Origin of the sequence: Enterococcus gallinarum (genome assembly GCF_021496385.1) — a bacterium.
Classification (GTDB): Bacteria; Bacillota; Bacilli; order Lactobacillales; family Enterococcaceae; genus Enterococcus_D; species Enterococcus_D gallinarum.
Window position 1 is genome coordinate 573,053 of the sequence record NZ_CP050816.1, and the last position, 20,764, is coordinate 593,816.

General features: G+C 36.9%; 21 protein-coding genes. 17 read left to right on the forward strand and 4 right to left on the reverse strand.

Features of this window, described 5'->3' with window-relative positions:
• Positions 1–76: 76 nt before the first annotated feature.
• Positions 77–1,414, reverse strand: coding sequence for a chromosomal replication initiator protein DnaA (gene dnaA, locus HED61_RS02735; protein ID WP_003129244.1), 1,338 nt, complete (start codon positions 1,412–1,414; stop codon positions 77–79).
• Positions 1,415–1,923: 509 nt separating this feature from the next.
• Between dnaA and rpmH the strand changes: the two genes are divergently transcribed.
• From rpmH to jag, 4 genes are all read left to right on the forward strand, one after another.
• The gene (gene rpmH / locus HED61_RS02740) at positions 1,924–2,058 is read left to right on the forward strand and encodes a 50S ribosomal protein L34 (RefSeq protein ID WP_002356012.1); all 135 of its coding nucleotides are present in this window, start codon (positions 1,924–1,926) and stop codon (positions 2,056–2,058) included.
• 121 nt (positions 2,059–2,179) lie between these two features.
• On the forward strand, positions 2,180–2,515 hold the full coding sequence (rnpA, locus tag HED61_RS02745) for a ribonuclease P protein component (RefSeq protein ID WP_003129188.1): 336 nt from the start codon (positions 2,180–2,182) through the stop codon (positions 2,513–2,515).
• An 18-nt stretch (positions 2,516–2,533) separates the two neighbouring features.
• Positions 2,534–3,358 carry a membrane protein insertase YidC gene (locus HED61_RS02750; protein WP_003129186.1) on the forward strand — a complete coding sequence of 275 codons (825 nt, stop codon included), beginning with the start codon at positions 2,534–2,536 and terminating at the stop codon, positions 3,356–3,358.
• Between the two features lie 16 nt (positions 3,359–3,374).
• Positions 3,375–4,139, forward strand: coding sequence for an RNA-binding cell elongation regulator Jag/EloR (gene jag / locus HED61_RS02755; RefSeq protein WP_003129185.1), 765 nt, complete (start codon positions 3,375–3,377; stop codon positions 4,137–4,139).
• A 228-nt stretch (positions 4,140–4,367) separates the two neighbouring features.
• Here jag and HED61_RS02760 read toward each other — a convergent pair whose 3' ends face one another.
• Entirely contained in the window at positions 4,368–4,697 is a 330-nt protein-coding gene (locus HED61_RS02760; protein WP_003129184.1) for a heavy metal-binding domain-containing protein, read from the reverse strand.
• 223 nt (positions 4,698–4,920) lie between these two features.
• Here HED61_RS02760 and mnmE point away from each other — a divergent pair, with 223 nt between their 5' ends.
• A complete protein-coding gene (mnmE, locus tag HED61_RS02765; RefSeq protein WP_003129182.1) occupies positions 4,921–6,318 on the forward strand; it encodes a tRNA uridine-5-carboxymethylaminomethyl(34) synthesis GTPase MnmE in 1,398 nt (465 codons plus the stop codon).
• Positions 6,319–6,338: 20 nt separating this feature from the next.
• A complete protein-coding gene (gene mnmG / locus HED61_RS02770; RefSeq protein WP_103300725.1) occupies positions 6,339–8,240 on the forward strand; it encodes a tRNA uridine-5-carboxymethylaminomethyl(34) synthesis enzyme MnmG in 1,902 nt (633 codons plus the stop codon).
• A gap of 14 nt (positions 8,241–8,254) precedes the next feature.
• Here the strand turns inward: mnmG and HED61_RS02775 are convergent, their stop codons facing one another.
• Positions 8,255–8,707, reverse strand: coding sequence for a DUF2188 domain-containing protein (locus HED61_RS02775; RefSeq protein ID WP_003129178.1), 453 nt, complete (start codon positions 8,705–8,707; stop codon positions 8,255–8,257).
• A gap of 247 nt (positions 8,708–8,954) precedes the next feature.
• Between HED61_RS02775 and HED61_RS02780 the strand changes: the two genes are divergently transcribed.
• The 11 genes from HED61_RS02780 (at position 8,955) to guaB (ending at position 17,970) form a co-directional block, all read left to right on the forward strand.
• Positions 8,955–9,848 carry an SDR family oxidoreductase gene (locus HED61_RS02780; RefSeq protein ID WP_003129177.1) on the forward strand — a complete coding sequence of 298 codons (894 nt, stop codon included), beginning with the start codon at positions 8,955–8,957 and terminating at the stop codon, positions 9,846–9,848.
• 28 nt (positions 9,849–9,876) lie between these two features.
• The gene (gene amaP / locus HED61_RS02785) at positions 9,877–10,446 is read left to right on the forward strand and encodes an alkaline shock response membrane anchor protein AmaP (RefSeq protein ID WP_003129175.1); all 570 of its coding nucleotides are present in this window, start codon (positions 9,877–9,879) and stop codon (positions 10,444–10,446) included.
• Between the two features lie 11 nt (positions 10,447–10,457).
• Positions 10,458–10,643: a DUF2273 domain-containing protein gene (locus tag HED61_RS02790; protein ID WP_003129173.1), complete on the forward strand. Its 186-nt coding sequence runs from the start codon at positions 10,458–10,460 to the stop codon at positions 10,641–10,643.
• A gap of 19 nt (positions 10,644–10,662) precedes the next feature.
• Positions 10,663–11,391 carry an Asp23/Gls24 family envelope stress response protein gene (locus HED61_RS02795; RefSeq protein WP_005473101.1) on the forward strand — a complete coding sequence of 243 codons (729 nt, stop codon included), beginning with the start codon at positions 10,663–10,665 and terminating at the stop codon, positions 11,389–11,391.
• A 443-nt stretch (positions 11,392–11,834) separates the two neighbouring features.
• Positions 11,835–12,548: a 16S rRNA (guanine(527)-N(7))-methyltransferase RsmG gene (gene rsmG, locus HED61_RS02800; protein WP_003129171.1), complete on the forward strand. Its 714-nt coding sequence runs from the start codon at positions 11,835–11,837 to the stop codon at positions 12,546–12,548.
• 11 nt (positions 12,549–12,559) lie between these two features.
• The gene (locus HED61_RS02805; protein ID WP_003129169.1) at positions 12,560–13,324 is read left to right on the forward strand and encodes a ParA family protein; all 765 of its coding nucleotides are present in this window, start codon (positions 12,560–12,562) and stop codon (positions 13,322–13,324) included.
• Positions 13,314–14,204 (forward strand): ParB/RepB/Spo0J family partition protein, encoded by an 891-nt coding sequence (locus HED61_RS02810; RefSeq protein WP_003129168.1) that lies wholly within the window; start codon positions 13,314–13,316, stop codon positions 14,202–14,204. Before HED61_RS02805 ends, HED61_RS02810 begins: the two co-directional genes overlap by 11 nt.
• Before the next feature lie 10 nt (positions 14,205–14,214).
• Positions 14,215–14,403, forward strand: coding sequence for a DUF951 domain-containing protein (locus HED61_RS02815; protein WP_021148890.1), 189 nt, complete (start codon positions 14,215–14,217; stop codon positions 14,401–14,403).
• Positions 14,404–14,411: 8 nt separating this feature from the next.
• Complete coding sequence (gene ychF / locus HED61_RS02820) at positions 14,412–15,512, forward strand: redox-regulated ATPase YchF (RefSeq protein WP_003129166.1); 1,101 nt, start codon at positions 14,412–14,414, stop codon at positions 15,510–15,512.
• Between the two features lie 73 nt (positions 15,513–15,585).
• Positions 15,586–16,278 (forward strand): DUF1129 domain-containing protein, encoded by a 693-nt coding sequence (locus HED61_RS02825; protein ID WP_003129165.1) that lies wholly within the window; start codon positions 15,586–15,588, stop codon positions 16,276–16,278.
• A 207-nt stretch (positions 16,279–16,485) separates the two neighbouring features.
• Positions 16,486–17,970, forward strand: a complete 1,485-nt coding sequence (guaB, locus tag HED61_RS02830; protein ID WP_003129164.1) for an IMP dehydrogenase — start codon at positions 16,486–16,488, stop codon at positions 17,968–17,970.
• 84 nt (positions 17,971–18,054) lie between these two features.
• Here guaB and HED61_RS02835 read toward each other — a convergent pair whose 3' ends face one another.
• A complete protein-coding gene (locus tag HED61_RS02835; RefSeq protein ID WP_113849001.1) occupies positions 18,055–20,757 on the reverse strand; it encodes an ABC transporter permease in 2,703 nt (900 codons plus the stop codon).
• Between the last annotated feature and the right edge of the window lie 7 nt (positions 20,758–20,764).

The following is a 20,764-nucleotide window of genomic DNA, read 5'->3' on the forward strand; positions in this document are numbered from 1 at the left end:
TCATTGAGACGTCAACGAAAACGCCTGTGTATAACCTGTGCATAACTTTTTGGCATATTTTTGCTTTATCCACAACTCAACTAAAGAGAATGTTTTTGATTTCTGAAATTTCATTCTTAATGGTAGGATCCGTTTCTGAGAGATGTTGGATTTTTTCATGAGCATGAATGACTGTAGTATGATCTTTACCTCCGAATTCAGCTCCAATTTTAGGTAAAGAGTTATCCGTTAGTTCACGAGAAAGAAACATGGCGATTTGCCGAGGTACGACAATTCCTTTGACACGTTTTTTTCCTTTGAGATCATTTATATGGATATGGTAGTATTTTGCAACTTCCTCTTGGATTTGCAATATAGAAACTTGAGTGCTTCCATGACTTGACTTTAATGCTTTGATTGCTTCTGCAGCTAAGCTTGTTGTAATATCCGAATTTTGCATAGTTGCAAATGCTTGTACACGCACTAATGCGCCTTCTAATTCCCGAATATTCGAATCAATTTGTCCTGCGATATAACTCAGTGTATCGTCAGGGATTTCGAGGCGTTCAGCTTCTGCTTTTTTTCTTAAAATCGCTGTTCTAGTTTCTAGATCTGGAGGTGTAATATCTACAGATAACCCCCATGCGAAACGTGAAACCAATCGTTCAGGTAACGTGGGTATTTCATTTGGTAAGCGATCACTTGTCAAAACGATCTGCTTGTTATTTCGATAAAGCTCTTCAAATGTATTAAAGAATTCTTCTTGTGTCCCTTCTTTATTGACCAAAAACTGAATATCATCAACAAGTAAGAGATCAACATTTCGGTATTCATTCCGAAAATCTTCCATTTTATTCTTTTGGATCGAAGTAATAAAATCATTAGTGAAGTTCTCACTGCTCACATATTTGATTTTTGCATTTGGTCTTTTTAACAGCATTTGATGTCCGATAGCATGCATCAAGTGAGTTTTTCCTAGACCCACACCACCATAGAAGAATAACGGATTATAGATAGAACCGGGATCTTCAGCTACAACTAAAGCTGCAGCATGAGCCATCTGATTTCCTTTACCTATAACAAATGTATCAAAAGTATATTTTTCGTTTAGAATAGTTTTTCCTTTTTTTTCTGCTTTTTCAGTAACTGTTTGTTCAACAGAAGGCGATTTTTGCAGAGCTTCTGCTTCTTCAGCAGTGACAAAACTAGGAATTAGTTCTTCACCGGTCTTCATGAAGCCCATCTCAACAATTTTTGCAGCTAGATTTTTTTCCCAATAAGATTTATGAAGATCACTGGGTACTTCAATCAATAACTGATTTTTTTCAAAAGATAATATGTTGGCTGTTTCGATCCAAGCACTGTAACTTGCTGGATTAAGTTCTTCTTTAAAAGATTTCTGAAGATCTCGCCAAATGGAATCAGCAGATGACATAAATTGTCCTCCTATAGCTAAGAATAGATAATACTAATTTAGCACGGATGGAAGAAGTTTTCCACAGATTATAATAAAAAAGGTTAGAAAAAAATACTTTTCCACATTTATGAAAAAAAGAACAGGAGAAATTAACTTATCAAATTTACGGTTATCCACAGAGGAGGAGTGTTTGTGGATTGTTACAATAATCTCTTGTTTATCCACAAGTAACTGTTAATCAAATACGTTGATGTAAAAGCATTTTCCTGACTTATGCACAGCCAGAAAAGTGTATGTGGATAACTTTTTAGAAGGGTGTTTATTTGTGGAAAAAGCAGGAAAAACTTGTGGAAATAAGTTATCCACAAAAATGCAAAATCCACAAGTAACACACAGTTCATTTCGTTTATGTGGAAAACAAGACAGTAAAGTGGGTGAATTTTATATTGACAAAACACTGTCTGACTCGTTATACTATCAAAGTATGTCTATGCGCATAATCATTATTTTGATGGAGGTGTCACTAAATGAAAAGAACTTATCAACCAAATAAACGTAAACGTCAAAAAGTTCACGGATTCCGTAAACGTATGAGTACAAAAAATGGACGTCGTGTTTTAGCAAGTCGTCGTCGTAAAGGCAGAAAGGTTATTTCTGCATAAGCCACTGAATGCCAGTGGTTTTTTTTATGCCGTTTTTTAAGGAATATAGTGAATCCCTTTTACTAAATATGGTATTATTGACAGGTGAGTAACCAAAGTAGAAAGAAATGAAGGAACCAAGATGAGAAAGGCATATCGCGTAAAAACAGAACAAGACTTTCAAAAGGTTTTTCAGAAAGGAAAGTCTTTTGCAAACCGTAAATTTGTTGTCTATGTTCTGCAGAAAGATCAGCCACATTTTCGTGTCGGATTATCTGTAGGAAAAAAAGTAGGAAATGCTGTTAAACGAAATGAGATCAAACGAAAAATCAGAGCAAGTCTCACGGATATGCAACCTAGAATCAAACCTACACTCGATTTCATCGTAATTGCTCGTCCAAGTGTTTCGAATTGCTCTTCTCAAGAAGTATACTCGAATTTAGAGCATGTGTTAAAGCTTGCTAAAATCATTAACTAACGGAAAGGAATTATTTAAGTGAAAAAAGGAAAACGTATCTTACTATTTTTGGGGATCGTCTCATTGGTAGTTGTCTTGTCTGCCTGTAGCGCAACTGGGGAAGTGAATGCGCAAAGTTCAGGATTATGGGATCGTTATATCGTTTATTACTTTGCTGAAGCGATCAAGATGCTATCTTTTGGCAATGCTGGGATTGGGATCATTCTATTTACTTTGATCATTCGGATTATTCTCATGCCTTTAATGCATTTTCAAACAAAGAGTATGCGAAAAACTCAAGAATTGCAGCCAAAATTAAAAGCTCTGCAACAACAATATGCATCGAAAGATAGTGAAACACAAAATAAATTACGTGCAGAAACGCAACGGCTTTATGCAGAAAATAATGTGAATCCTTATGCCGGATGTTTGCCGCTACTTGTCCAAATGCCAATTTTGATGGCATTATGGCAATCGATTTCGCGGGTTCCAGCTTTACAAGAAGGAAAATTTTTGTGGTTACAATTAGGGGACCGAGATCCTTACTTTATTTTACCTATATTAGCTGCACTATTTACATTTGCAAGTACTTATTTGTCTAGTATGAGTCAAATAGAATCAAATGCTAGTTTAAAGATAATGAATTTTGCAATGCCATTGATGATTTTATTGATGGGGATCAATATCGCTAGTGGTTTATCTTTATACTGGGTTGTATCCAATGCATTCCAAGTAGTACAAACGTTGATTTTGAATAATCCATTCAAGATTCGTCAAGAAAGAGAAGAAGCTGCTCGAAAAGAAAGAGAACGAGAAAGAGCGCTGAAGAAAGCAATGAGTCCTAAGAAAAAACGTAAGAAATAAAAGGAGGTTGCAGATAATGCCGATTTATGAAGGTCTTACAGTAGATGAAGCTATCCAAGAAGGATTGCATGCTTTAGGTTTAAACAAGGATCAAGCAGTGATCGATGTTTTGGATGAGGGGAAAAAAGGTTTTTTGGGTATTGGTAAAAAGAATGCCCGCGTATCAATTGAAAGAAGTGCTGCGGATGAATCAAAAATCATCACAGAATCAGTAACTGAAATAATTGAAGAAATCTTAGAACCTGAACTTGAGGAATCAGTGCTTACTGCAAAATCGCAAGCAGATACGGAAGAAAAACCTAACGCAAAGGATCTTTCTGATGATGAAGCACTTACTCATCTTGCTTTATATTTGACTAACATTTCTAAAGCATTGAATGCACCAGCCCTTGTAAAAACAGCACGAGAAGATGGCTTGATCGTTTTTCATCTAGATACACAAAAGCAAGGACTCCTGATTGGAAAACATGGAAAAACACTAAATGCTTTACAATATCTGGCACAAGTATATATTCATCGAATCGCAGCAAATAAGCTATCTGTGGTTGTTAATGTAGGTGATTATCGTGAAAAGCGTCAGGCAATTTTAGAGCGTCTGGCCAATAGAACAGCAGAAAAAGTTAAACGCACAGGTAGACCAGTCTTTTTAGAACCTATGCCAGCTTTTGAAAGAAAGCAAATCCATTCTGCATTAAGTAAGGATGCCCAAATACAAACACACTCTGAAGGTGACGAGCCTTATCGGTACTTGGTGGTTGAACCAGCGAAAAAAAACTTTTAAGTCTAAAGGAATGACCTGATTTCAGGTCATTCCTTTTATCGTGGAGAAAAAGGAATTGACAAGATATTTGAAACCAAGTATTCTTGACTAGAAATCATTCTTATCAAAGTAAACATACGATGAGTAGTTCTTACTTTGGTGAAAAAAAGAGTCCGTTTGCCACGGACTCTTTTTTTATATTAATTGTATTGGTAGTATCGAGGTTTAGCAGTTTACTGTTGAGGGAAATTAGCCGCCGATTGTAGATTGTGTAAACTGTACAACTGTTCCATAAGCAAAAATTTCTAAAAAAGTTTTCCCGTTTTCTACGATTCGATCATGTTCAAAATGGCAGTTGATTACAGCATTAGCACCATAACTGTGCGCTTTTTCTTTCAGACGAAAAGCAACATCAGAGAGAAGCGCATTCAAATCGATTTCAGGATCAAATAAATCTACTTCAATTTTATCTGCGGCAAAGACAATATCGCGAACAATGTATGGCCGATTGACATTTCCGGTAGAAAGAATGATTTCCTTGATGCGAGAAGAAGTATCTATTTTTTTGGACGTATCCATAAAAATCCCTCATTTCTTATTGTTTCCTTTATTTTAAATGTTTTTAGTGTTTGATGCAAAAGATTAAAAGTTTACCAAGTAGACTTGCGACAAAATAAAAAGTATGCTAATCTATTCCCAGAATTTTATATGACAAGCAGTCAAAGTGCTAAGTCTATCCGTTATGAGTTTGACGGGTGGAGTGGGCGCTTTTTTTATGCGAAAAATTAGGAGGAGCTTTAGTATGGTGAGTATTACGCAGGAATTTGATACGATTGCAGCAATATCTACGCCCCCTGGTGAAGGAGCAATCAGTATTGTTCGATTAAGTGGTGAACAAGCAATTTCCATAGCAGATGCTGTCTTTCAATCAGGAAAGAAAAAACTAATAGATGTGAGTAGCCACACGATACATTATGGCCATATTTTTGACCCTGAGAAGTATCAAATGATGGATGAAGTTATGGTATCGATCATGAGAAAACCAAAAACTTTTACTAGAGAAGATATAGTAGAAATCAATTGTCACGGCGGGATTGTTGTCGTTAATCAAATTTTGCAATTAGTTTTGCGTCAAGGAGCACGGTTGGCTGAACCGGGAGAGTTTACAAAGCGTGCTTTTCTTAATGGGCGTGTTGATTTATCTCAAGCTGAAGCAGTGATGGATTTGATTCGTGCAAAAACTGATAAAGCAATGAATCTCGCTATCAACCAATTAGATGGTAACCTCTCAAGATTGATCCGACAACTACGACAAGAGATCTTAGAGACATTGGCACAGGTAGAAGTAAATATCGATTATCCAGAATATGATGATGTCGAAGAATTGACAACACGTTTATTATTAGAAAAGGCAAATCAAGTCCAGAAACAGATACAAGCTCTTTTACAGACAGCACAACAAGGAAAAATTTTACGAGAAGGTCTCAGTACAGCAATTATTGGTCGGCCAAACGTAGGCAAGTCAAGTCTGCTAAATCACTTATTACGGGAAGAGAAAGCAATTGTAACAGATATTGCAGGTACTACTAGAGATGTTATTGAAGAGTATGTAAACGTACGTGGTGTGCCTTTAAAGTTAGTTGATACCGCAGGAATTCGTGAAACAGAAGATATCGTTGAGAAAATTGGTGTGGAACGTAGTCGCAAAGCACTCAGTGAAGCGGATTTGATTTTATTAGTACTAAATCAAAGTGAGTCACTCACGACAGAAGATAAACAATTATTGGATATTACATCTGGAAATAAACGAATCATTTTGCTAAATAAAACAGATTTACCTTCAAGAATCAATCAAGAAGATTTAGTGCCCTATTTAGAGAATGAGCCTGCTCTTCCTATTTCGGTATTAACGAGTGAAGGATTGGATCAACTTGAACAAGCAATAGCTGACTTGTTTTTTGGTGGAAATACAGGAGATAAAGATGCTTCTTATCTCTCAAACACTCGTCATATTGCATTATTGGAAAAAGCAGAACATTCATTAGCAGAAGTGATTCAAGGAATTGAAAGTGGGATGCCTGTTGATCTTGTGCAAATCGACATGACTCGTTGCTGGGATTATTTAGGCGAAATTGTTGGAGATAGTGTTCAAGATGAATTAATTACGCAGTTATTTAGTCAATTTTGTTTAGGAAAATAAAATTACCAAAGGAGAATACGATGCAAGAATATCAAGCAGAAGAATATGAAGTCATAGTAGTTGGTGCAGGTCATGCTGGATCAGAGGCTGCTCTTGCAGCTAGCCGTATGGGGTGTAAAACATTATTGTTAACCATCAATTTAGATATGGTTGCATTTATGCCTTGTAATCCATCAGTAGGAGGTCCTGCTAAAGGTGTAGTTGTTAGAGAGATTGATGCTCTCGGGGGCGAAATGGGGAAGAACATCGACAAAACATACATTCAAATGAGAATGTTGAATACAGGTAAAGGACCGGCTGTGCGTGCATTGCGTGCACAAGCAGATAAACATGCCTATGCTTCTGAAATGAAAAAAACCATTGAAATGGAGCAAAATTTGACATTACGCCAGGGTATTGTAGAGAAATTGATTGTTGAGGATGGTATTTGTAAAGGCGTTGTTACTGCAACTGGAGCTCGTTACCAAGCAAAATCGGTGATCATTACTGCTGGAACTGCGCTACGTGGGGAAATTATTATTGGTGAACTAAAATATTCTTCGGGACCTAATAATTCTCAACCATCCATTGGACTTGCTGATCATTTAAAAGAGTTAGGTTTAGAAATTGCGCGCTTCAAAACTGGTACGCCGCCACGTGTGAAGTCAAGTACCATCAACTATGATGTAACTGAGATCCAACCCGGTGACGAAGCCCCTAATCACTTTAGTTACAGTACACCAGATAGCCAATACAAAACCAATCAAGAACCTTGCTGGTTAACCTATACCAATGAACATACACATCAAATCATTAATGATAATCTTCATCGTGCACCAATGTTTACTGGAATCGTTGAAGGGGTTGGAGCAAGGTACTGCCCTTCGATCGAGGACAAAATCGTACGTTTTGCCGATAAATCACGCCACCAATTATTTTTAGAGCCAGAAGGTTTAGATACCGAAGAAGTGTATGTCCAAGGACTTTCAACTTCTCTTCCAGAAGACGTCCAAGTCAATATGCTCCATTCGATTGCCGGGCTTGAAAAAGTTGAGATGATGCGTACGGGTTATGCTATTGAATATGATGTTGTAGTACCACATCAGTTACGACCAACGTTAGAAACAAAAGTCATCGCTAACCTTTTTACAGCAGGACAAACAAATGGAACGAGCGGATATGAAGAAGCAGCGGGTCAAGGATTGATTGCTGGCATAAATGCTGCTCTTAAGATTCAAGGAAAAGAGCCTTTTATTATGAAACGTAGTGATGGATACATCGGAGTAATGATCGATGATCTAGTAACAAAAGGGACTAATGAGCCATACCGTCTATTGACATCGAGAGCAGAATATCGGTTGTTGCTGCGTCACGATAATGCGGATCTTCGTCTAACAGAAGTCGGACACCAAATTGGCTTAGTGGAAGAGCCACAATACCAAGCCTATCTAACGAAAAAAACAGCTGTAGAAGAGGAAATCCAACGTCTAAAAAAAGTACGTATCAAACCAACACCATCTGTTCAAACTTTCCTCAAAGAGAAAGGAACCGCTCCATTAAAAGATGGTGTTCTAGCAAATGAATTTCTACGCCGTCCAGAAGTAAATTATCAAGAACTCTTGCAGTTTATCGAAGCAAACCCTGCATTAAAGCCGAAGGAAATTGAGCAAGTAGAGATTCAGATCAAATATGAAGGATATATCAAAAAAGCTCTTGAAAAAGTGGAAAAACTAAAACGCATGGAAGCAAAACGGATTCCTGAAAACATTGATTATGAAGCAATCAATGGTCTTGCAACTGAAGCAAAACAAAAACTACAAAAAATACAACCAGAAACCATCGCTCAGGCCAGCCGAATTAGTGGCGTAAATCCAGCCGACATAAGTATATTGATGGTCTATATCGAACAAGGAAAGATTGCGAAAATAACAGAACCAGCCTAAAGAGGCTGGTTTTTTTATTCGGAAAAGTCGTAATCTTTTTGGTGACTACCGTCTTTTTTAAATACTTCTACACCAGTTTTTTTATTTTCAGCGATTTCTTTTGCCCGAGCAATGGCATCTTCTTTAATACTAAAATGATCACTAGCTCGTTTAGCGCCTTCAGATAAAACAATCCATTTATCTTCTTCAAATTTTACTTGAACATTGGCTGTCAGAAGTTTTTTTGCATTTTTATTTTTGGTATGTGGATCATCTTTTTGAGGATTTTTTTCCTTACGAAATTCTTTCTTTTCTTCTTCACTGGCATTTTCTAGCCATTTTTCCGCTTGGCTAGTAGCAATAGGAATTGCCCGATCGTCTGTATAGCCATCATTCAACAAAGCATTTGCAATATCAATTGCTTTTTTTCGAACCAACGGATCCAAGTTTTTCATTGAAGCAGGATAATCTTTCATATTCCAAGGCATTTTGTACTCCCCCTTTTTTCTTTTAGTTTACCTACTTTTGCCAAAATATGGAAAAAATTGAATTTCAGTACGGAAAGAGAAATAAATTATTTTACCTTCTATATCCTTATTAAAACCCTCTTTGTGTACGCTTTCTTTGCTCATTTTTATTGAAATTATTTTTGATTTTAAAATTAAATAAGCGTTATATTTCCAAAAAAAAATTTAATGGTTTAGAATTTTGTTATAGACAAAAGGAGGATGTAAGATGAGTGAACCTATTTTGAATGATCCGCGCGAACTTTATCAAACAGGTAAATTTAAAAAACAGGATCAAGATACTCCTGCTTTGCAAGAAGAAATGATGCCTGAGCCGGATTGTGGAGAAGAAACATATGAAGGAACAAATCAATTAGAAAATCGACGGGTACTGATTACGGGTGGAGATTCAGGAATTGGTCGAGCGGCAGCCATTGCTTTTGCACGAGAAGGGGCCGATATCGCCTTACATTTTTTTCCAGGAGAAGAAAAAGATGCCGAGGAAGTTGCTCACTATATCGAACAAGCTGGACGTAAAGCTATCCTATTACCATATGATCTGAGAGATGAAGCAGCTCCTCAAGAAATCGTTGAAAAAGCAGTAAAAGGGCTAGGCGGTTTGGATACGCTTGTTTTGAACGCTGCGCAACAAATCACACGTCCCTCTATTTCAGAATTACCCTTTGAGCAAGTAAAAGATACGTTCATGGTGAATATATTATCCATGTTTGCTTTAGTTAAAGCTGCAGAACCTCATCTCCCAGCAGGTGGGGCCATTGTGACAACGACTTCTGTTCAAGCTTTTAGTCCAAGTGCTCATTTAATGGATTATGCTGCAACTAAGGCTGCTATTGCTAGTTTCACAGTTAGTTTGGCAAAACAGTTTGCTGAAAAGGGAATTAGAGTAAACGGTGTAGCACCAGGCCCAATTTGGACACCTCTACAGTTGGATCATGGACAACCTCAGGATCAGTTACCTGAATTTGGCCAAAATTCGTTGTTACAACGTGCAGGACAACCAGCCGAGTTAGCACCTGTGTATGTTTTTCTGGCGTCGAACAAAGCAAGCTATGTAACAGCTCAAATTTATGGAGTAACTGGTGGAGAAGCAATCAATCTATAAGAAGTGATCAAATATTAGGAGGTGTCTTATGAATAAAGGATGGAAAACTTTAGCGATTGTAGTTTCATTGATTTTTATTACTGTGTTATTGCCAATATTATTATTGGGCAATCCTTATTTTAGTTTACCGTTTGGCTTAGATCGAAAAGAAAGATTTATTTCCTTCTTTTTCACGAATTATTTCCTACAACAATATCTTTTTTGGGCAGCAGCAGTTCTAATTATCTTTTTCCTTTGTGTCATTCTAGTTATTATCTTCTATCCTAGAACAAAAGCTACTTTTGTTTTGAAAGAGGATAAAGGAACATTGTCGATCGATAAAAAAGCAATTGAAGGTTTAGTACGAACAAAGGTTAGTGAAAAAGAATTCGTTGATGGACCTAAAGTGAATGTTAAAGCAACTAAAAATCGAATCAGCGTAAAAATCAAAGGAAAATTAAAACGTACTTCTGCATTGGTAGGTAAAACAGAGAATTTGATGACTGAGATCCAGCAAGATTTGCAGAGAACGTTAGGATCAAGTGAAAAAGTCAAAGTCGATGTTTCTTATACGAACTACGAAGAACAGAACACTACAGAAAATCCACGTGTAGAATAGGAGGTCTATCAATGAAAGAGCTTGAACAATATAAGATCCCTATTATCTTTGGAGCGATTGGATTAGTGTTAGCTTTACTATTTGTCAGCATTGGCTTTTTCAAAACACTACTGATCATTGTGCTCACAGGATTAGGCTTTGCCCTAGGGATGTACGTACAGAGAACGGGAATGTTAGATCAATTTCTAAAACAATAAGAACTCAGGAGGAATTTAAATGAATAACGAAAAAAACGAATTAAAAAATGAAAAACCAGTAAGTGCACATCCAGATCCAGTCGTACCAAACACGGATCATACGACAAAAGAAAACGATATTCCGATGACAGAAGCACCAGACCCAGTTGTACCTCATGCGCAAGAAGCGGTTGAACAGCACCAAGCAACAGTTGGAAACCAACATCATAATCAGACAGAAAAACCTAGTGGATTTCAAGGTCCTACTGGAGAAACATCCGTAAATGGTTCTTTGACCTATGATGATAAAGTTATTCAAAAAATTATTGGTATCGCTCTGGAAGATGTTGATGGTCTGTTAACAGTTGATGGAGGGTTTTTCTCAAATATTGCAGAGAAATTAGTAAATACAGATAATGTAACCTCTGGGATCAATACTGAAGTTGGCAAAAAACAAGTCGCTGTTGATATGGATATTGTGGTAGAGTACGGACGAAATATTCCAGAAGTTGCTGAGAGAGTTAAAGAAGTGATTCATAGAGAAGTAGCCAATATGACTCAACTAGATGTAATTGAAGTCAATATCAATGTGGTCGACATTAAGTCAGAAGCTGAGTATCAAGAAGATAGCGAGACAGTTCAAGATAAAGTCTCCAACGCGGCATCAAAAACAGGAGATTTTGCTTCTCGACAAACAGAAAAAGCTAAAGGTGCAGTAGAACGAACATCTGATCGTATGCAAGAAAATAATGAACCTCGCGTTCATTAATTAATAATAGAAAAAATAAGAGCTATCCTTCATGTTGAAGGGTAGCTCTTATTTTATCGATCAATTTTTTTGAAAAACAGATTCTTTCTATATTATTTAACTAAAAAATTGATAGAACTGATAATACACTTTTACAGCTGCTTACTGACTATTCATACAAGTAACAATTTCATCAGAATACAGATACAATTTTGTAATTGTATTTTTTAAGTCTAGTGAGTTAGTATTTACCGGTCATGGAAAATGATGCATTTTTTTGTCTGAGTACAAGTTCAAATTTTTGCCATAAACTAACCACAAACAATTAAATAAAAACCGTCGTGGAAAAATTAAAATCTCTTTGAAAGCAATGTATTCCTATTGCATCTCAAAACTTTTTGCGTTAAAGTAGGAATTAGTCTGTGAAACATTTTTCTGTTTCACAAAAATAGAAAGGATTCATTATGCTGCCAGAAGAATTTCAAAAACAATTATCTATTCAAGGAATTGAGTTGTCATCTGAACAGCTCAAGCAATTTGCTACTTACTATGATCGGTTGATTGAATGGAATCAAAAAATGAACCTCACTGCAATTACCGATCAAAAAGAAGTATATTTGAAACACTTTTATGATTCGATTTCTTTAGCTTTTGTGACAGCATTCAAAGAAGATGCACATTTATGTGATGTCGGTTCTGGAGCAGGTTTTCCTAGTATTCCATTGAAAATCATCTTCCCACAACTAAAGATAACAATCGTTGATTCACTGAATAAACGGATTACTTTTCTACAAACTTTAGTGGCAGATTTAGGTTTAAAAGATGTTTACTTGTTTCACGATCGAGCAGAAACATTTGGTCAAAAAGAGTTCCGAGAATCCTTTGATTATGTCACTGCTCGAGCAGTAGCTCGTTTAAATATTTTAACGGAACTATGCTTGCCTCTCGTTAAAAAGAACGGGTATTTCTTTGCCTTAAAAGCAGCAAAAAGCGAAGAAGAATTAATAGAAGCAAAATCAGCAATCGCATTACTTGGTGGTAAGTTTATTGAAGAAAAAAAATTGACATTGCCTGTTAGTAATGATGAACGGCATCTTTTGATCATCAAAAAAACGAAAGAAACGCCAAAAAAATACCCGCGCAAACCTGGTTTGCCGGCGAAACAACCAATCAAGTAGGAGGAAGCAGAATGGCACGTATTATTTCGGTGGCAAATCAAAAAGGCGGTGTAGGCAAAACAACAACTACAGTCAACCTGGGTGCTTGTTTGGCCTATGTAGGAAAAAAAGTCTTACTAGTAGATATTGATGCTCAAGGAAACGCCACAAGTGGAGTAGGGATTCGTAAACCAGATGTTGATAAAGATATCTACGATGTATTGGTGAATGAAACACCAATCGTAGAGGCAATATTGCCAAGTAGTCGTGAGAATTTAGATATTGTTCCTGCGACGATTCAATTAGCTGGTGCTGAAATTGAATTAACTTCAATGATGGCTCGGGAATCTCGTTTGAAATCGGCTTTGAATGAAATTAAAGATCAATATGACTATATATTTATTGATTGCCCCCCCTCTCTTGGACATTTGACGATCAACGCATTTACAGCCAGCGACTCTATTTTAATACCCGTTCAATGTGAATATTACGCGTTGGAAGGACTAAGTCAGTTATTGAATACCGTGCGTCTAGTTCAAAAGCACTTTAATCCTGAATTAGAAATTGAAGGTGTTTTGTTGACAATGTACGATGCACGGACAAATCTAGGTGCTGAAGTAGTAGAAGAAGTTCGTCGTTATTTCCAAGAAAAAGTTTATGAGACAATTATTCCACGTAATGTACGCTTATCAGAAGCCCCAAGTCATGGTCTATCTATTATTGATTATGATCCACGTTCAAAGGGTGCTGAAGTATATCAGACATTAGCAAAGGAAGTGTTAACTCGTGAAAAATAAAGGGAAAGGTTTAGGACGGGGGATCGATGCACTATTTCAAGATCTTCAAGGCTTAGAAGAAGTAGATATCAAAACAGAGGAAGTGGTTGAGCTCCCTTTAAATGAATTAAGACCAAACCCTTACCAGCCACGTAAAACCTTCGATGAAGTCTCACTTCAAGAACTAGCTAATTCAATTCAACACGCAGGTGTTTTTCAGCCGATTATTGTTAGAAAATCTACTGTAAAGGGCTATGAAATCATTGCTGGTGAACGACGTTTTCGTGCATCCAAGTTAGCAAAAAAAGAAACGATACCTGCAATTATCCGTGATTTTGATGAAGAAGCAATGATGCAAGTAGCTGTTCTAGAGAATCTGCAAAGAGAAGATTTAAATCCTTTAGAAGAAGCTGAAGCGTATGAAATGCTGATGAAAAATCTTAAATTAACACAAGCAGAAGTGGCAACACGATTAGGCAAAAGTCGTCCTTATATTGCAAATTATCTTCGTCTATTATCATTGCCAAAGTTGGTAAAAGAGATGGTACAAGATGAACGCTTATCAATGGGACAGGCGCGCACACTGCTAGGGTTAAAAAACAAAGATCTGATTTTAAAATTAGCCAATCGATGTGTGAAAGAAAATCTTACTGTTCGCCAATTAGAACAATTAGTGTCTGAAATGAATGATGCTAAAAATGAGAAGAAGAAAATTCCTCGTTTGATTCGTGAAAAACCCTATTATTTGCGGGAAAGTGAAGAACGACTAATGGACAAGTTTGGGACAAATGTTGAAATCCATGAAAAGGAAGGTAAGGGGAAAATAGAGATTGAGTACCTTTCACAGAAAGATTTAACACGAATCCTTGATTTATTGAATATTCAATTTGATGAAGCTTGAGGTGATAAATATGTATGATCTTGGTGACATTGTTGAAATGAAGAAACCCCATGCATGTAAAGCAAACCGTTGGGAAATTATCCGTATGGGTGCGGACATCAAAATAAAATGTACGAACTGTGGCCATATTGTTATGCTTACTCGCCGTGAGTTCGACAAAAAAATGAAAAAAATCCTAGAAAAAAAAGAGAAAGAGTGAAATAATAAATGGCTTTAACTGCTGGAATCGTTGGACTACCTAATGTAGGTAAATCTACTTTATTTAATGCTATAACGAAAGCTGGAGCGGAAGCAGCAAACTATCCTTTTGCTACGATCGATCCAAATGTAGGGATGGTGGAAGTCCCTGATTGGCGTTTACAACGTTTGACGGAATTAGTACATCCAAAAAAAACTGTACCGACAACATTTGAATTTACGGATATCGCAGGAATCGTTCGCGGAGCTAGTAAAGGAGAAGGACTAGGAAATCAATTTCTAAGTCATATCCGTCAGGTAGATGCTATTTGTCATGTAGTCCGTTGTTTTGATGATGACAATATTACACACGTTGAAGGACGGGTAGATCCACTAGCGGATATCGATACTATTAATTTAGAATTAGTCTTGGCTGATTTAGAATCTATCAATAAACGTTATGCACGTGTTGCTAAAGTTGCGAAAACAAAAGATAAAGATGCTGTAGCTGAATTAGCAGTTTTAGATAAAATTAAACCTGTTTTAGAAGAAGGTCTATCCGCACGTTCTATTGAATTTACTGAAGAAGAACAAAAAATCGTTAGAGGATTGTTTTTGCTGACAACAAAACCTGTTCTATATGTAGCAAACGTTGCAGAAGATGATGTGGCAAATGCAGAAGAGAATCCCTATGTTAAAAGTGTGAAAGAATTTGCCGAGAGTGAACATGCGGAAGTGATCGTCATTAGTGCTCGAGCAGAAGAAGAAATCGCTGAATTGGATGATGAAGATAAAGCAGAATTTTTGGAAGCTTTAGGCATTGAAGAATCTGGTTTAGATCAACTGATTCGTGCGGCCTATGATTTATTAGGATTAGCCACTTACTTTACAGCTGGGGAACAAGAGGTTCGTGCATGGACTTTCCGAAAAGGAATCAAAGCGCCTCAAGCTGCAGGAATTATTCATACAGATTTCGAGCGAGGGTTTATCCGTGCAGAAACTGTTTCCTTTGAAGATTTGGATAAGTATGGCAATATGCATGCAGCAAAAGAAGCTGGGCGTGTTCGTTTAGAAGGAAAAGAATACGTCGTTCAAGACGGCGATGTTATGTTATTCCGTTTTAATGTATAAAAGGCTTTCTTCCAAAAAAAAATATGGTAAAATGTCCTTTGTGAAGAAATCACGCAGAAGGGAGAAATGATTTATGGAACCAGAAACTCTGCGCTCGTATGTTTCCGAAAATCGTGAATTAGAAAAACAACTAACAAAACGTAACCAACAATATATTTTTGATTTAAAAAAATCTTTGGAGGCAGCTAATCTTTCTGAAGAAGAAAAAACTGTCGCATTACATGAGATGTTACCAATTCTTGTTCAAGAACAAAAAGGTGGTAAAACCGCTAGACAACTTTTTGGGACAGTCTCTGAACGTACGGAAGCAATCATCACGAAGCCAGTTGAACAAAAAGAATCAGGTCCATTCTTGATGTGGTTAGACAATACGTTGCTTATTTTAGGTATTTTTGGATTAATGCTCGGCGTGATGGGGGTATTTACAAAAGGTCAAGCACAGCCTTACGGATTGTTGACCCTCTTCTTAATGGCCATGTTAGCTGGTTGGGTTTTCTACTTAATGTATAAGTACATGTATCAATATGAACGTCCAGGCGCAGATAAAAGTAAACGTCCGAAAATGTGGAAAATTATTTTGATTTTAGTTGGAGCTTTCTTAGTATGGATCGTGACTATCTCACTTTCTGCTATGCTTCAACCACCACTTAATCCACAGGTCGACCCATTAATCGAAATTGTGATTGGGGCTGTGGCACTAGCAGCTAAATATTACTTGAAGAAGAAATACAATATTATTAGTAGCTTATCTGTTCCTAGAGGATAATAATAAGTTCCCACATGTCATTCATGCGTGTGGGTCTTTTTTATTATGTGTCATACAAGAGGGAGAAAATAGAAATCTATTGTGATTCTGGCTGTTTTCTCAGATTACACAGGAATAAATAAGAAAGCTTTCCGAATAGTTGACTTATGAAAAAATATTTGCTATTTTTTTAAAAATACATATTAACTTTAAGGAGTGGTTACAAAAATGTCCAACTGGGAAACCAAATTTGTAAAAAAAGGGTTAACGTTTGATGATGTATTATTGATACCTGCAGAAAGTCATGTGTTGCCAAATGATGTGGATATGCATGTGCAGCTTGCAAAAAATATTACGTTAAATATACCGATCATGAGTGCCAGTATGGATACAGTAACTGATAGTAAAATGGCAATATCAATGGCTCGTCAAGGTGGATTAGGGGTCATTCATAAAAATATGAGTATTGCTGCACAAGCAGATGAAGTGCGGAAAGTAAAACGTTCTGAAAGTGGCGTAATCATTGATCCGTTCTTCTTAACACCTAGTCATCTAGTAGCAGATGCAGAACACCTTATGAGTAAATACCGAATCAGCGGTGTCCCTATTGTTGAAACAATGGAGAATCGTAAACTAGTTGGAATCATCACGAATCGAGATATGCGTTTTGTTACGGATTATTCAATCGCAATTTCTGATGTAATGACCAAAGAAAAATTAGTTACGGCACCGGTTGGTACTTCTTTGAAAGATGCAGAGAAAATCTTGCAAAAACATAAGATCGAAAAATTACCGATCGTTGATGATGAAGGTATTTTAAGTGGATTGATTACGATCAAAGATATTGAAAAAGTCATTGAATTCCCCAACGCGGCTAAAGACACTCATGGCCGTTTATTAGTAGCGGCAGCTGTAGGTGTGACCAGTGATACCTTTGAAAGAGCACAAGCATTGTTAGATGCTGGAGCAGATGCGATCGTAATCGATACTGCTCATGGACATAGTGCAGGCGTACTGCGTAAAATTTCTGAAATCAGAGCACATTTTCCTGAAGCAACATTAATTGCAGGGAATGTCGCAACTGCTGAGGGAACAAAAGCTCTATACGACGCTGGTGTAGATGTCGTTAAAGTTGGTATTGGTCCTGGTTCCATCTGTACGACACGTGTTGTCGCTGGTGTAGGTGTCCCTCAGTTAACGGCTATTTATGATGCTGCCTCAGTGGCTCGACAATATGGAAAAGCCATTATTGCAGATGGTGGTATCAAATATTCTGGTGATATTGTCAAAGCTTTGGCTGCTGGCGGGCATGCAGTTATGCTAGGAAGTATGTTGGCAGGAACGGATGAATCTCCAGGGGAATTTGAAATTTATCAAGGTCGACGTTTCAAAACCTATCGGGGAATGGGGTCACTAGGAGCTATGGAAAAAGGTTCAAGTGATCGTTATTTCCAAGGTGGAGTTAATGAAGCAAATAAACTTGTTCCAGAAGGAATTGAAGGCCGAGTGGCTTATAAAGGCAGTGTTGCAGATATTTTATTCCAAATGATCGGCGGTCTAAAATCAGGGATGGGATATGTTGGAGCAGCGAACTTAAAACAACTAAGAGATGAAGCACAGTTTATCCAAATGAGCGGAAATGGTTTGAAAGAATCTCACCCTCACGATGTGCAAATTACTAAAGAAGCACCAAACTATTCTGTGAAGTCTTAGAAATTGTTTCACGTGAAAACATTAAATAAAAATGGCGGCCAGTAGTCTTAATAAGACACTGACCGCCATTTTTTTATGGGAAAATTATTCATTTGATTTCAATGCGTCGATCATATCAACATGCTTCAATTTATAATGAGTAACCAACATAACAATGATTGTAAATAAAATGGTCATGCCGCCGGCTAACGCATAAGCAGCCCAACTAATCACTAATGGAAAAACCATGTTTTCCATCGATGCCTGTCGGAGAATAAAATCAGTCAGTAAGTATCCGACTCCATAACCAGCTAGGATCCCTAGCAAAGTAAAGACAACATTCTCACGAACAATATACATTGTAACTTCTTTGTCGTAAAAACCTAAAACTTTAATTGTAGAGAGTTCCCGAATCCTTTCCGATACATTAATGTTTGTTAAATTGTATAGAACAACAAATGCCAAGGCGCCAGATAAAATGACCAAGATAAGAACAATGGAATTCAGATTCCCCATGGACTCATTTTGCGCTTTGATTTGACTAGACAGGAAGGTAGTATTCTGAACTTGGTCTGTTTTCAATAGTTCTTTAGCTAATGCGTCTTCTTGCTTTTGTTGCATCTTTTTACTCTTGATAAGAAGCGATGTAGGCTGATAGTTCGTATTTGTTGCTTTTTCATAGTCGTTTCTAGAAAGATAAAGTGAGTTACCTAAATAATTTTCAGCGATACCAGCTATCTTCACTGTTACAGCTGTTTGATCCTTATCATAAAAGGTTAGCTCATCTCCAATGTGAATATCAAAAAGCTCCGCATATTTCATCGTTAGGATTGCCCCATCGTCTAGTGACATTTTTTTTCCATCGGTAGAGTGTAGATGCATATAGTTCGAGAATGAGTCAGTATTAGAAGGTACCACTAAAGACAGACTTTGCTTTCCTTGTTCTTTGGACCGTAACTCTATTGTTTCATTCAATACAAGCAGGGATTGTTGAATTGTTGGATCTTCTTCTAATATTTCAAAAACTTCGGTATTGTTTGTTTTACTATCTTTTAATGTGACGATTGCTTGATAATCAGTGATAGGACCAAATTGTTTTTGCGAAACAGCACTTAATGAATCTTTTAGACCCACTCCAGCGACCATAAGTCCTGCACATCCAGCGATCCCAATTATTGCCATAATCATTCGTGATTTATAGCGAAAAATGTTTCGGTAACTGATTTTTTGATTAAAGCTCAAGCGTGACCAAAGTGGTTGAATGTATTCTAGAAAAATTCTTTTCCCTGGCTTTGGTGCACGTGCCTGCAATAGTTGCGCTGGTTTTTCTCGCAAATCACGATAGAGGACAACAAGGGCTGCACCTAAAGTAGCAAGAATAAAGGCGACTGTAGCTTGAATGATTGGCCCCCAAACATAGTAAACCCGGACACCACCTAAAAGATACCGTTCACTAGAAAGAAAATAGATTAATCGAGGTAGAAATTCGATACCTAGTACAGCTCCTAAGAGAATTCCTATACTGGATGATAAAAGAGCATAGATGATATATTTTCGAGCTATCTCTCTTTTTGCATATCCCAAAGCCTTTAATGTGCCAATTTCTTTTCGATTTTCTTCTACCATTCTAGTCATGGTGGTAAAAGTTATTAAAGCTGCTATAAAAAAGAAGAATACTGGAAAGACATTTGCAATTGCCGCTATACGATCAGATAAACCGCCGTATTCTTGAAACCCAGGATTATCTTTTCTTAGATTAAATAAATAAGTAGGCTCTTCCATTTCATTTATTTCATTTTCTTTTTTTTGTAATGTAGACTCTGCATCAGCTAACTTCTCTTTTTCTTCATTGATTTGATTTTGTTGTTTAGTCAATGTCGATTCAGCAGTTTTCAGTTGTTCAATAGCACCAGCTTGTTGTTGAGACGGTAACAGAAGGGTTGCACTTTTTTGTTGTTCAATCTGAGCTTTAGCAGCATCTAATTCTGTTTGTGCATCTAATAGCTGTGCTTTTCCAGTTTCAATTTTTTCCTTAGCAGGTTTCAATTCTTCCATTGCGTCATGTTTGATTTCTGCTACACGTTCTTGTGGACGATCAGCAAAAAGCGTTTCTACTTTTTCTTGATTCTTTTCCATTTTTTCTTGATAGGAATCAGAATAAGTTTCTAAATCTTTCACATTATCAAAAGACAGATAGAGCACCGATTGTACATCACTCAGAAATTGATTTTCGGGAAGGTAAGCAAAATATGTTACTGTACCACTGCCAACATTCGCATAGCCTCGTTCAGCTTTACTGATAAATAGGGGCGAGTTGGCAAAACCAACGATTTTGAAGTTTTTATCCTTTATAGTATCCTGCGAGTCGATAGTATAAGTATCGTTTAACTGATAGCCATATTCTTTCGCTTGTGTATCTAAGACAATTTCATTGCTATTCTTTGGTAAATGGCCTTCTTCAAGGATTAATGCGTTTTGTTTTTGGTTTTTGTTGTAAGAATTGATTTGGACAACTTCATCTGCTTCTGCTACATAATAAAATTGGTAGCCTGATTCCACTTGAATCCCTGACTCTTTAGCTACTTTAAGATCTTGATCGGTGATACCTAGTGTTGATGTAACCTGCATATCAGCTAAGTTATGTTCATCAACATAAGTACTTGCAGAATGATTCAAAATAGGCCCAGTTGCTTTGACACCTACATACAAAAAAGTACCTAGAAAGATGATTAAAACAATAGCGATAAATCTTCCTTTAGACTGTTTGATTTCTCGTAAGCTTGCTTTTAAATACGTCTTATTTTTCATTTGTTTC

Excerpts from the sequence above, each read along its gene's own strand:
- mnmG (WP_103300725.1), top strand. The coding sequence starts at position 6,339 with ATGCAAGAATATCAAGCAGAAGAATATGAAGTCATAGTAGTTGGTGCA.
- HED61_RS02805 (WP_003129169.1), top strand. The coding sequence starts at position 12,560 with ATGGCACGTATTATTTCGGTGGCAAATCAAAAAGGCGGTGTAGGCAAA.
- HED61_RS02775 (WP_003129178.1), bottom strand. The coding sequence starts at position 8,707 with ATGCCTTGGAATATGAAAGATTATCCTGCTTCAATGAAAAACTTGGAT.
- jag (WP_003129185.1), top strand. The coding sequence starts at position 3,375 with ATGCCGATTTATGAAGGTCTTACAGTAGATGAAGCTATCCAAGAAGGA.
- rpmH (WP_002356012.1), top strand. The coding sequence starts at position 1,924 with ATGAAAAGAACTTATCAACCAAATAAACGTAAACGTCAAAAAGTTCAC.
- ychF (WP_003129166.1), top strand. The coding sequence starts at position 14,412 with ATGGCTTTAACTGCTGGAATCGTTGGACTACCTAATGTAGGTAAATCT.
- dnaA (WP_003129244.1), bottom strand. The coding sequence starts at position 1,414 with ATGTCATCTGCTGATTCCATTTGGCGAGATCTTCAGAAATCTTTTAAA.
- HED61_RS02825 (WP_003129165.1), top strand. The coding sequence starts at position 15,586 with ATGGAACCAGAAACTCTGCGCTCGTATGTTTCCGAAAATCGTGAATTA.
- rnpA (WP_003129188.1), top strand. The coding sequence starts at position 2,180 with ATGAGAAAGGCATATCGCGTAAAAACAGAACAAGACTTTCAAAAGGTT.
- HED61_RS02795 (WP_005473101.1), top strand. The coding sequence starts at position 10,663 with ATGAATAACGAAAAAAACGAATTAAAAAATGAAAAACCAGTAAGTGCA.
- HED61_RS02790 (WP_003129173.1), top strand. The coding sequence starts at position 10,458 with ATGAAAGAGCTTGAACAATATAAGATCCCTATTATCTTTGGAGCGATT.
- mnmE (WP_003129182.1), top strand. The coding sequence starts at position 4,921 with ATGGTGAGTATTACGCAGGAATTTGATACGATTGCAGCAATATCTACG.
- HED61_RS02815 (WP_021148890.1), top strand. The coding sequence starts at position 14,215 with ATGTATGATCTTGGTGACATTGTTGAAATGAAGAAACCCCATGCATGT.
- HED61_RS02760 (WP_003129184.1), bottom strand. The coding sequence starts at position 4,697 with ATGGATACGTCCAAAAAAATAGATACTTCTTCTCGCATCAAGGAAATC.
- guaB (WP_003129164.1), top strand. The coding sequence starts at position 16,486 with ATGTCCAACTGGGAAACCAAATTTGTAAAAAAAGGGTTAACGTTTGAT.
- HED61_RS02780 (WP_003129177.1), top strand. The coding sequence starts at position 8,955 with ATGAGTGAACCTATTTTGAATGATCCGCGCGAACTTTATCAAACAGGT.
- amaP (WP_003129175.1), top strand. The coding sequence starts at position 9,877 with ATGAATAAAGGATGGAAAACTTTAGCGATTGTAGTTTCATTGATTTTT.
- HED61_RS02835 (WP_113849001.1), bottom strand. The coding sequence starts at position 20,757 with ATGAAAAATAAGACGTATTTAAAAGCAAGCTTACGAGAAATCAAACAG.
- rsmG (WP_003129171.1), top strand. The coding sequence starts at position 11,835 with ATGCTGCCAGAAGAATTTCAAAAACAATTATCTATTCAAGGAATTGAG.